At 52.9% G+C, this 11,754-nt stretch carries 10 protein-coding genes; 4 read left to right on the top strand and 6 right to left on the bottom strand.

Annotated features, from left to right (window positions below; genetic code table 11):
• Window positions 1-409 precede the first annotated feature (409 nt).
• Window positions 410-1,399, bottom strand: coding sequence for an Rpn family recombination-promoting nuclease/putative transposase (locus tag ACKGJP_RS04800; protein ID WP_409344546.1), 990 nt, complete (start codon window positions 1,397-1,399; stop codon window positions 410-412).
• A gap of 301 nt (window positions 1,400-1,700) precedes the next feature.
• Between ACKGJP_RS04800 and ACKGJP_RS04795 the strand changes: the two genes are divergently transcribed.
• The 4 genes from ACKGJP_RS04795 to ACKGJP_RS04780 all read left to right on the top strand — a co-directional run bounded on the left by ACKGJP_RS04795 (window position 1,701) and on the right by ACKGJP_RS04780 (window position 5,139).
• Window positions 1,701-2,027, top strand: a complete 327-nt coding sequence (locus tag ACKGJP_RS04795) for a YnfA family protein (protein ID WP_409344545.1) — start codon at window positions 1,701-1,703, stop codon at window positions 2,025-2,027.
• Window positions 2,028-2,149: 122 nt separating this feature from the next.
• Complete coding sequence (locus ACKGJP_RS04790; RefSeq protein ID WP_409344544.1) at window positions 2,150-3,211, top strand: Gfo/Idh/MocA family protein; 1,062 nt, start codon at window positions 2,150-2,152, stop codon at window positions 3,209-3,211.
• 17 nt (window positions 3,212-3,228) lie between these two features.
• Window positions 3,229-4,068 (top strand): hypothetical protein, encoded by an 840-nt coding sequence (locus tag ACKGJP_RS04785; RefSeq protein ID WP_409344543.1) that lies wholly within the window; start codon window positions 3,229-3,231, stop codon window positions 4,066-4,068.
• A 165-nt stretch (window positions 4,069-4,233) separates the two neighbouring features.
• A complete protein-coding gene (locus ACKGJP_RS04780) occupies window positions 4,234-5,139 on the top strand; it encodes a helix-turn-helix domain-containing protein (protein ID WP_409344542.1) in 906 nt (301 codons plus the stop codon).
• A 114-nt stretch (window positions 5,140-5,253) separates the two neighbouring features.
• Here the strand turns inward: ACKGJP_RS04780 and ACKGJP_RS04775 are convergent, their stop codons facing one another.
• The 5 genes from ACKGJP_RS04775 to ACKGJP_RS04755 all read right to left on the bottom strand — a co-directional run bounded on the left by ACKGJP_RS04775 (window position 5,254) and on the right by ACKGJP_RS04755 (window position 11,738).
• Window positions 5,254-6,522, bottom strand: a complete 1,269-nt coding sequence (locus ACKGJP_RS04775) for a family 16 glycosylhydrolase (protein ID WP_409344541.1) — start codon at window positions 6,520-6,522, stop codon at window positions 5,254-5,256.
• Window positions 6,523-6,559: 37 nt separating this feature from the next.
• A complete protein-coding gene (locus tag ACKGJP_RS04770) occupies window positions 6,560-7,450 on the bottom strand; it encodes a carbohydrate ABC transporter permease (protein ID WP_409344540.1) in 891 nt (296 codons plus the stop codon).
• An 18-nt stretch (window positions 7,451-7,468) separates the two neighbouring features.
• Entirely contained in the window at window positions 7,469-8,338 is an 870-nt protein-coding gene (locus tag ACKGJP_RS04765) for an ABC transporter permease (protein WP_409347077.1), read from the bottom strand.
• Between the two features lie 203 nt (window positions 8,339-8,541).
• Window positions 8,542-10,254 (bottom strand): extracellular solute-binding protein, encoded by a 1,713-nt coding sequence (locus ACKGJP_RS04760; protein WP_409344539.1) that lies wholly within the window; start codon window positions 10,252-10,254, stop codon window positions 8,542-8,544.
• Between the two features lie 113 nt (window positions 10,255-10,367).
• A complete protein-coding gene (locus tag ACKGJP_RS04755) occupies window positions 10,368-11,738 on the bottom strand; it encodes a response regulator (protein WP_409344538.1) in 1,371 nt (456 codons plus the stop codon).
• Between the last annotated feature and the right edge of the window lie 16 nt (window positions 11,739-11,754).

Raw genomic sequence — 11,754 nt, 5'->3', positions numbered from 1 at the left:
CACGAACTGTAAACGAAGCGTTTTCATTCGGCTTCGTTTTTTCGCCAGAAACCGCTTAACGAACCGAAAAACCCTTGGTTCATAAGGGTTTTTCGCGTGTAGAAAATGCTAAAGAGGTGGAAAATGATCAATAAAACATATTTGCTTTATAGTATCACTCGCGTCAAGCGCACAACAACGGCGGCTAGTTTTGCAGACTGTACTCGGATGCCGTGACGCCCGAAAAGTCATCCTTAGAAGTCCGTCCTCTGACCAAAACGCATCGTTTGAGCCCCATTGTCCCCCATGAGCCGTCCTGCCGAAACAGGTTATTATATTTGACCGTCTTGAACGATTAGGCTTATGAAAGAAACCCGCTCACGCGAAGTTCATTCGCATGAGCGGGTTTTATGCTAGAAGGGTCCCACCTTTATTTCCTGCTTTGCAGTGCGCGCCTCACGATCGTTTCCGCCTCTTCCAGGCTTCGGGTATGGAACAACGGATCTACGATGCGGTCAAGCAGCTCCGGATTCGTCACTTTGGCGATCGCTTCGCACAGCTCTTGTGCCGCTTCGCCGAATTGGGCATGCAGAAATTTGCCGATAAACTCCCTCTTTCCGATAGCCTCTCCTTCAAGCTTTCCTTCAAGCTTTCCTTCAAGCTTTCCTTCATGCTTCCCCTTTAGCTCCGCTTCCTTCTCCCAATACGTCTTCAGCTCCATAATGCGCGCCTCCTCACCGGCCTCCAATTTATGCAGCTCGTCGGCGAGCTGCCGTTCCTCCTGCTCTCCCCACTTCAGGTAAGCGTCAAAAAAACCGGCAATCAGCGACATTCGAGCCGGATCGAGACGCAAACGGACGAGCATGCGCAAAAATTCCTTTTTGACCTCGACCCGTTCTTCGTCCCGGTAGCCCATATTGCTAAGCAGCGCTGCGGCAACAGGATTATTTTGATGAATATAGTCTCGCCATTCCCTTTTATTTAACTCCAATTTATAGAACTGGAATTGCAGCACGTTCAAAAACGGGAAAGATACCGAAAACACATCCGCTTCCTCGCCGACCCGGCCGTTGTTAAAGACCGCAATCGGCAAAATCCGCTGATCGTATTTTTCGTACAGCCTGCTGAAATAAATAAACATGCGTTTGTTAAAGTCGGCCTGCTTATACGACTGCGGCTCGATGTGTACGATAACGATTCCTTCTTCACCCTTCAGCCTTGTCCGCACCAGCAGGTCTACCCGCCGCTTCTCCCCTGCCGTAATATCGGTAAACACTTCCTCCGACAAAAACACGGCTTCCGAGAAATCGATCGCCTCGTGCGCTTCGGGAAAGAAGAGAAGCATGAACTCCTCAAAAAACGTCTGAATGAGTTCCTTGAATAACCGGTCATGATCCTTCAACAACTCTCTAGCGTCCAACCGTTTCCCTCCTTTGAGTATACCAAATCGGCGGGCGTTTTGCCGCGTAAACCGCCTGTTTCCCCCTCCTTTTGATCGAAAAATGAAAAAAAGCACCCCCAAAGCAGGCAATGCCTGTCGGAGGTGCTTCCTCGCGTACGTTTATTCTGTAACGATAACCCGAGTTGAACGGCCTGTCAACGCCCGCGAATCGTGCACTGGCCCCCCGCCGGACGCGAACCTCGGACCCCGTACAAGCTCTTTACAAAAAAGCGTTCGTTCCGTATCTTCAATGTATCGAATATTCGGGAGGATCGGCTCAATGATCATGGCTGTACTGTTATTTGTCGTCGCGGGCCTGGCGGAAATCGGCGGCGGGTATTTGATTTGGCTGTGGCTGCGGGAGTCCAAGCCAGGCTGGTACGGACTGGCGGGCGGCGTCATTCTGATCGCATACGGCATTATTCCCACGCTGCAGAAATTCCCCTCCTTCGGCAGAGTTTACGCCGCTTACGGAGGCGTCTTCATTATTCTCGCCGTTCTGTGGGGATGGCTCGTAGACAAAAAGACGCCGGATCTCTACGATTGGGTCGGTGCGGCGGTATGCATCCTGGGCGTTTCCATCATGCTTTGGGCGCCGCGCAGCTGAAAGCGCCCTATCCCCGATCAAAAAGCAAATTGGGATAAGCGCATAGTTGAACTTATCTATTGTTTATTTTAGGCAATGGACTACAATTGAACATGTCTACACTTATTTGGGAGGGACTAACGATGAGTAAAATCAAGGTTGCCATCATCGGCTGCGGCACGATCGCCAACAGCGCGCACATCAGGTCATACTTAGGGAATCCGAATGCGGAGATCAAATATTTTTGCGATATTAATAAGGAGAGAGCGGAAAAGGCCGTGAAAGATTACGGCTGCGGCGAAGCGGTTGAAGATTATCACGTCGTTCTGAACGATCCGGAGGTCGAAGCCGTTTCGATTTGTACGCCGAATAACGTTCATGCCTCCATCACGATCGACGCTTTGCGCGCGGGCAAAAACGTGCTTTGCGAGAAGCCTGCGGCCAGAACGTATGCGGAAGCGCTCGAAATGCAGAAGGTTCAGCACGAAACCGGCAAGGTGCTCAACATCGGCGTCGTCAACCGGTTCAACACAGGCGTCAACATGATCAAAAAAATGATCCAAAACGGCGAGCTGGGCGAACTTTATCACGTCTATATCAGCTTCCGTTCGCAGCGCTCCATCCCCGGACTCGGCGGCGCTTTCACGACGAAAGCCATCGCAGGCGGCGGCGCGCTGATCGACTGGGGCGTTCACTTCCTCGACGTCGTCATGTATTGTGCAGGCGATCCGAAGCCGAAGACGGTTTCCGGCCAGGCTTACAGCAAGTTGGGACGCGACATGGAAAACTATACGTACGTCAGCATGTGGGCAGGCCCGCCGAACTATAACGGCACGTACGACGTGGACGACTTCGTAACCGCCATGATCCGCACCGAGGGGCCTACGATTACCGTGAACGGCGCCTGGGCGCAAAACATCGGCGTAGACGAAATGTACATCGACTTCCTCGGCGACAAAGCCGGCATTCGTCTGCAATACGGCAAGGACTTTAAAATTTATAGCGCGAAGGACGGGGCCCTGCTCGAAACGACGCCTAAATTCACATCGCGCGACATGTTCCAGAACGAAATCGACGCATTCCTGGAATGCGTGCGCACCGGCGAAAAAGCGGCGTCCCACATCGATACCGTCATTCTTTCTTCGCAAATCATTCAGGCGATCTACGATTCTTCCGAGCAGCGTACGGAAATTTCGCTGGGCTAGAATGGAGGGCGTAATAAATGAAAACGATCGGGTTCATCGATTATTTTCTCGACGAGTGGCATGCGAATAAATATCCGGAGTGGATCGAGCAAGCGTCCGGGGGAAGCCTGAAGGTCGCTTACGCCTATGGCAAAGTCGATTCGGAGAACGGACTGGACAATGCCGCCTGGTGCCGGAACAAAGGAATCGAGCTGTTAGGCTCGATCGAAGAGGTCGTCGCGAAGAGCGATTATTTGATCGTGCTGTCGCCCGACTATCCCGAGTTCCACGAAGAGCTTGCGATGCTTCCGCTGCAATCCGGCAAACCGACTTATGTTGACAAAACGTTCGCACCCGACCGCCAAACGGCGAAGCTCTTGTTCGATACGGCCGCGAAGCACGGTACACCGCTTTATTCTTCCTCGGCTCTCCGGTTTGCCACGGAATACGCCGGTGCGGACAAACAAGGAATCGATACGATCTCCAGCATAGGGCCGGGAAAATACGACAACTATTCGATCCATCAGATCGAACCGATCGTATCGCTGATGGGCAGCGAAGCCGAGCGCGTCATGTTTATCGGCACGGAGCGCTCCACGGCGCTGCTGATCGGGTTTTCCGGCGGCAGAACCGCCACGATCCACCATTTCGGAGACAGCGGGTTCAGCCTGTCGGTCGGCTACGAAACGGGCAAATCGGTCTCGCTTAAGGCCGAATCCAACTTTTTCGCCGAATTTATTAAAGATCTGGTCCGTTTTTTCGAAACGGGCGAGACGACGGTCGATCCGAGCGAGACGATTGCGGTAATCACCATCATTCAATACGGCTTTCAGGCGATGCAGACCCCGTACCAATGGGTCGAGCTTCCGCGGAATTAAGCTTCAAGCCAAACGCCCCAACGGCGTATCCCTTGCGGATGCGGCGATGTGGGCGTTTTTGCCGCTGCCGAATAGAAGAACCTGCAAATTTTGCGTCCGATCGTCATAGCTTGTTTGTCCATAATCTGATACAATTTTCCGAAAACGGATAAAGCGGGAGACGGGATGAACGAAAAGGGACATGCGGGCTGTCTTTTTCACTTCGACAATGTGTTTGCCAAAGGACAAATGACCTTCGGCGGCATCGATTTGTATCAAATCGGGGAAATATGCTGCGAATGCGGCTATGAAATCCTCGCGCACGATCAGCGATGCCTGGAGTTTAGCTACATCGTTTCCGGGAGCGGATATTTCTATATTGACGATACGCAGATTAAGGTCGGCGAAGGGGACATCATTTGCAATGCCGTCGGCCACACGCACGCCATTCGGACGGATGCGTCCAGCATGCTTCGCTTCGTCTACATGGGCTTCATGTTCAACAAGGAGGCAGGAGAGGAGTTCGCGGACATCCACTCTTTTTTGCAATCCGCCCCTTACCGCCATGCAAAGGACACCTACAACCTAATTATCCCTTTTCTCCGCAATATCGACGAGTTCTATTCGCAAAAGCCTTATTCGCGCATCATGATCAAAAACTATCTGGAAGAAATCATCGTGCTCGCCTACCGCTCCTTTACGGAAAAGGACGGCAAAATTACGCGGTATGCCCCGCAAAAATCGGCGCAATCGGTCGGCTACACGGTCTATTCCGTTATCCGTTATATCGAAAACAACATTTTCGAGCTTAAAAGCATCCGGACGATCGCCGAGGATCTCGGCTACAGCTATACGTACCTGTCCCATACGTTCAAGGATAAGACGGGAATGACCCTGCAGCGCTATATCAATCACAAGAAAGTGGAAAAAGCGCTCGAGCTGCTCAAATACGGCAATCTCTCCGTAAAGCAGGTCGCCTCGAGACTCCATTACGAGACGCTTCAGTCGTTCAGCAAAGCATTCTCGCGCATTATGGGCTACCCGCCGTCCCACTACGTCGCCTTGCAGCGCCAAGAAGCCGAATCGGAATGATTCGGCTTCTTTTTGGCGGCGATAAAGGGAAAGATCGAAACAGAGAAGGCGATTCGGCTGCGGGTATCTCCTGCGCTCACGCTCCTCCTAGAGATACCCGCCGCCGTCACGCCGTCAACCCGTTTCCCCGCGCCTGTATACGGCCAAATCGCCGATGCGGTAGCTTTGGCTTCCGTCTGCGGTGCCGCTGACGACGAGCCGGAGCGCTTTCATTCCGTGTACCGCCGGGAAAGCAACCTCGCAGGTCGCTAACTCCCCGTCCCCGGCAAGCTGCCTGGCCTGGCTCGAATCGGCCGCCTTGCGCCATCCGCCCAAGCCGTCCTCGGACACCTCGACCGCCCAGTCCGTCCATCCGCCGCGCCCTTCTGCCGCAAGCGTTACCGTCACCGTATCGAATGATTTCGGCTCCATCCAATCCAAATAATAAAGATGAGGCAAGGGCTCGCCGGGCTTGCTCACGACGAACGTATCGGACTGCCCGTCATTTAGCGCGCATATATGGGAATTGGCCTCATACAAATCTCCCCAAACGATGTCATTGCCGCTGCCTGCAACCGCCAAGCGCGCCAAATTATCGCCATCCTGCGGACGCTCGGAAGGAATTAACTCCATCGGCATTCCTTCGCGCTTATAAACGCGGAAGTAATCGATAGCAAACTCCTTCGGGTAAGGTATACTGCGGTCCAGCTCCCCGACCCAGCCGCCATCCGATTCATTGATTTGCAGCAGCGTAACCATCGGATAATTCGGAGACTGCTTCGTGTGCCAGATCTTTTTGTTGTCCAAATAGAACGTCATCCCGCTCTCGTCCCATTCGAAGCCGTACACATGAAATTGCTCGGATAAATCGGCAGCCGACTCGTAGGGCAAATGGTCGTACTGCAAGCTCGAATCCCGCAGCGCATGCAGGGTGGAGTTCATGACGCGCGTATCTTTACCGAGCATTTCAAAAATATCGACCTCGGCGTTTTGCTGCAGCTGATTTTCGAAGCCGATCATCCACCATGCGGAATTGAGCCCGCTCCCTTTGGCCACCTTGGCCCGGAGCTCGAAATAGCCGTATTGCGTAACGAGATTCATTGCAGCCCGCTTGTGATGCCGCAGCTCCAGCTCATCCCAGAACCGGTGCAGACCGTCCCGCATGCCGGTTGCGATAGCCGATATCCGCTTGTCGGGACCGGGCAGCTGCAGCACGATGCAGCTGTCGCGAAGCTCGTAGGCCGCAAGGCTCGCTTCGGGCTCGTACCAGTGCGCAAGCCCGTAGGGCAGCAGCTTGCTGTCGTCAAGCGTCGGTTCGTCGAATTCCTCCCGAAAAACAAGCTGCCATCCCGCTTTTTCCGGCGGGTTAGCCGGAAATCCCTTTAAGCCGTTCTTTTTGTTCACGATGCATCCTTCCTTCCGTCCTTGGTTACGATCACCGCTACTCTTTGACGCTGCCTACCGTCATCCCTTTGATGAAATATCTTTGCAGGAACGGATAGACAAGCATAATCGGGAGCGCGCCCATGAATATTTGCGCGGTTCTTAGCGTCTTCTCGCTTATATTTTCGAGCGCCTTCAGCTGCTCGATCGATACGGCTTGCATTTGCGCATTAACGGCCGTAATCAAGGTGGAAAGGTAGGTTTGCAGCGGATATTTTTCCGGCGAGTTCATATACAGAATGCCGTCGAACCAGGAGTTCCAGTGCCCCACCACCGTAAACAGCCCGATAGTCGCAATCGCCGGGAGCGATACGGGCAAATAAATTTTCCACAGCAGCTGCCAGTGGGTTGCTCCGTCAATGGTCGCCGCCTCATCCATTTCCTTCGGAATGCCTCTGAAGAAATTCAGCATCATCACCATATTCCACACATTCAGCGCGCCCGGCAAAATAAGCGCCCAGATCGAATTGATCAGCCCGGTCTCTTTTACGATAATATATGTCGGGATCAGCCCTCCGCCGAAAAACATCGTAACTGCAAAAAACCATACGTACACGGTTCGCCAGCGGAACTGCTCCGTCGATTTGGAGAGGGGGTAGGCGGTAATGAATATCAAGAACATGTTGATCGCGGTACCGAGAACAACCCTTTCGACCGAAACGGCCAGCGATCGGATAAACTCAACCTTGTCGCCAAGATAGCGGTAAGCGTCCAGCGTAAAGCCTATCGGCCAAAGCTTGACCTCGCCGGCCATCGCCGCCGTATTGGAGCTTAACGAAACCGACAACAGATGAATGAAGGGCACGATCCCAAGAAACGTGATGAGCGTCAGCGCCGTCACATTCACAGCGATAAATAGCTTTCTGCTAAGCGATTGTTTATACACCATGCGAGTATCCTCCGGCAGCTAAAATATACGATAATTGCTGAACTTAAATGCCATGTAGTAGGAAATCGACACCAGTCCTACGGAGATGACCGATTTGAACAGCCCGATTGCCGCCGCAGGTCCGTACTGCTGGCTGAACAAGCCGAGCCGGTAGACGAATGTATCTATGACATCGCCGCCTTCATAGACGGTCGGATTATACATGATCAAGATTTGATCGAAGCCCGCGTTCAAGATGTTGCCGAGACTTAGCGTGGTCAGCAAAATGATGATCGGCATCATGCCGGGCAAGGAAATATGGATCATCTGCTTCCATTTGCCCGCTCCGTCCACCTCCGCCGCTTCGTACAAATTCGCATTGATGGCGGTTATGGCTGCCAAAAAGATAATCATGTTGTAGCCCATGCCCTTCCAAACATCCGAGCCGACGATAATCGCACGAAACCAGTTGTTGCTCCCCATAAACATAATCGGCTCCACACCGAAACCTGAAATCAAGCCGTTTACCGGGCCCTTCAACGAAAACAGCTCAAGAACGACTCCTCCGAGCACGGTCCACGATAGAAAAAACGGAAAAAATACGCTGGTCTGGATCAGCCGTTTGAACCAATTTTTCGTGATTTCGTTCAAAAGCAGCGCCAGAACAAGCGGCACTATCAGGATCAAGGCAACCTTCAGCGTTGCGATCAACACCGTATTCCACAGGACTTGATTAAAATCCGGCAAATTAAAAACGTATCTGAAATTTTTCAGCCCGACCCACTTCGATCTAAAAAAACCGAGCACGGGCTCAAACTTTTGGAAGGCCATGACGATGCCGAACATAGGTCCGTAAGCGTATATGAGGGTAACCAGCACACCCGGGAGCAGCATCAGGTGCAGCGGCATCGTTGGTTTCCGATTTCTCGTGCCGATCGTATTGTTCACGTATTGGTGCCTCCCTTTTACCGAAAGTTCGAGCTGCTACATTCTCCAACGTGAAGCCCGATTATGATGCTTTTTCCGCTTGCATGACGGCGAGTCCCGATACGTTCCAATGGAACGGGGAGAGAGCATCGACTGTTCTCTCCCCCTCCGGTTCGCGGCCGCTCTTATTTGACTGCGCTCTTAACATACCAGTCGTTGACTTCCTTCGTGATATCGTCGCCGCCCAGCTTCTTCCAGCTTTCCACGTACTTGTCGAAGTCGCCGATCGGCGAGCCCATGATGATTTTCGTAAACGTTTCGTCCATCAGCTTTTCCAGCTGCGGTCCTTTTTCCACCTGCGTTTCGGTCGGATTGCCGTAAAACTCGTTAAAGACGACCATCTTGCTTTCACGGATCTGACGGGTCAGTCCCCAGCCCCCGTTCTTGGCAGCCCGGCTGTAGTATTGGCCCCAGTTCGCGCCCTTCGTGTTCGTTTTCGTGTCTCCCGATAAGAAATCCTTAGTCGCCTTAAAGACGTCCGCGACGTTCTTGTAATTCTCGTCATCGAGCGTAATCGCTTCTTGCTTGGCATCCAGCGCTTTGTTGACTTCCGTATAGATCGTATCGATTTGAGCGGGGTTGTAAATTCTCGGGGAAAACCAGTTGTACACGTACCCGTTCTCCGCCTTGTTCTTCTCGAGATATTGTTTCTTGCCCATTTCCATATAGAAGTTGATCATCTTAATGGCCGCTTCCGGATTTTTCGCCTTTTTGTTGACGGCGATCACGTGGCTGAGCCGCACTTTGCCGACAAGCGATTTGCCGGGCTGTCCGTCGAGCGAGGGGATTTGATACGCTTCCCATTCCGCCTTCGGGTCTTTGTCGACGCTCATATTGAGCGGCCAGTTCGGATACCACCATTCGCCGTAGGAAATCCCGACCTTCCCGGCGACGATGTCTTCGACCGCTTTATTTTCGTCCTTCAGGGCAAATTCTTTGTCGAGAATGCCTTTTTGGTACCACGCTTGCAGCTTCGCCAGCGTATTCTTCGTTTCCGGCTGCACTTCCCCGGCCGCAAGCTTGCCGTCTTTGCCTTTGATCCATGCGTTCGGATAAGCGCCGAATCCGTTAAAAAGCCCTCTCGCGTCAAATCCCCAGAAGCTGAGCTTCTTCTGCATCGATATGCCGTACGTATCGTTTTTGCCGTTTTTGTCCGGATCGTTTCTGACAAACGCTTCCGCGATTTTCTCCAGCTCGTCGATCGTTTTGGGCGGCTGCAGGCCAAGGCCCGTCAGCCAGTCCTTGCGAATCCATAAAATCTGGGTGGACAAATACGGATCCTCGAACCCCGGAATGGCCAGCAGCTTGCCGTCCGAAGCAACCGTCTTCATGGCGAACCCGCCGTCGGATTGCATATATTTTTTGAGTGCCGGCGACGCGTACTTCTCGTATACCTCCGTCAAATCCGCAAGCATACCTTGGCCCTTCAGCTTTTCGAATTGCTGCATATCGAGATCGAGAATATCCGGCAGATCGCCGGAAGCGAGGGCGAGCGAAAACTTTTGCTCGAATTGGTCGGACGGCACGGTCCACAAATATTTCAAGTCGATATTGAGCGTTTCTTTCAAGTCCTTCAAGTAAGCGTTCTGCTCAGGCGTAATGCCCTTCGGCGTCTTCGGATCCTCGGGAGGACGGAAACCGAGCACTTCGGTAACAGTAACGGGCTGGGCGTATTTCCCCATCGGATCGGCCGGTTCGGCTTTCTTTGCGTCATTGCCGGTTGTTTGCTGGGTTGACGACGGCGTCGTTGAAGCGTTTTCATCTTTCTTGCTGCAAGCTGCGAGCGACGTTGCCGCTAGAGCCGCAATCAAAGCGGTACCGATTATTTTGTTTTTCAAGCGATTTCCCCCCATTATGAGTGTTCGGTGCAGGATCGAGCTCTACGCTTTTTATTGTAAAACCTCGGGGTATTCCGCCGAAATCCTAAATTCTTTACTTGCTTTCGTTTTTTTTACCTGTTATTCCGCTGAACGATCGCTTCACGGAAGTCCTGGGGAGTCGCTCCCCGCATTTTTTTGAAGAACGACGTAAAGTAAGATGGCGACTCGAAGCCGAGCCTTAGCGCGATTTCGTTGATTTTGAGCTGCATGTCGGCCAGCATGTCGGAGGCCGCGCGGGCTTTCTCGGCATTGATATACTCGGTCAGATTGCGCCCGGTCGTCTGTTTGTAGAACCGCGACAGGTAGGACGGGTTAAAATAGACGATTTCCGCGATTCGGACCAGCGAAAGATCGCCGCCGAGGTTATCCGCGATAAAGCGGTGAATGCGGTCCACCAGCATCGCAGGCTCCGCTTTGACCAAGCTGTCCGGCATCCCCGGATCGATGACCGCCATTTTGTATCCGGAAAGCGCACGTTTCTCCATCAGCTCCCGAAGGCTTGCAAAATGGCTGCCGGCCTCTTCCCAGTCCACGGCTCCGCTGGATACCGCAAAAGAAACCGAGACGCCCTGCCGATCCCGGCACTCGTTCTGAACGGACTCCAAAATCCCCTTCAAATAAGTGATCATCCCTCTCCAGTCCGTTTCTCCGGCCGCATTGCGGAACCGTTCCTCCGACCGGTCCGGCTGCATATACCAAACGAGCACGGCATGATCGTGAATAAGAAATTCCGAGCGGAACGAATCCGGAAGCTGCGTTTCCAGCACACTGCGTATCCCGTAAAAAAGAGTCAGCTTTTGAGTGTACGCGTATTTATCCAAACTGCCGTCAACCTTGCCGGCAAGCAAGATCATCCGCCGGTCGGTATGTACGTTCCATTCCGTTTCCCCGAGTCCCGCATCGGCAAAAACGGCTGCCGCGCTGTCGCCGAGCAGGATCGCCTCCAGCATCTCTTTTTTCAGCAGCGTTCCCGTCAGCATCATCTGCTGTTGGGCTCTTTCCAGCAGCGTTCCCGTCAGCATCATCTGCTGTTGGGCTCTTTCCAGCAGCTCGCTGTTCCTCTTCTCTTCCTCCAGCTTGCGGACGGCATCCCGGACTGCGTCGGAAATGGCGGGCAGCCCCTCCGTCTTCAGCAGGTAATGATCGATATTTTTGCGGATCGCCGAGTAGATGTAGTCGAATTCGCTGTACCCCGTCAAAAAAATAATCCGGCAGGACGGCCAGTAAAACAGCAGGTCGTCGATCATTTGCAGACCGTTCTTGCCCGGCATCCGTATGTCGCTGAGCACGATGTCGATCTTCGTTTTTTTGACGATATCCAGCGCCTCGAATGCGGTGTATGCCTTGCAAATGTCGAGTTCCAGCTCTTCGTTCTCTTGAAAATGCTGCACCAAGCCGTCCACGATGGCAGGCTCGTCGTCCACAATCAGAAGTCTGTACAAATTCCGTCCCTCCCAC

Source organism: Paenibacillus litoralis, from assembly GCF_046244365.1.
Taxonomy (GTDB): Bacteria; Bacillota; Bacilli; order Paenibacillales; family NBRC-103111; genus Paenibacillus_V.
The sequence above is the reverse complement of the archived record's forward strand: the minus strand, read 5'-3'. Positions and strand labels throughout refer to the sequence as shown.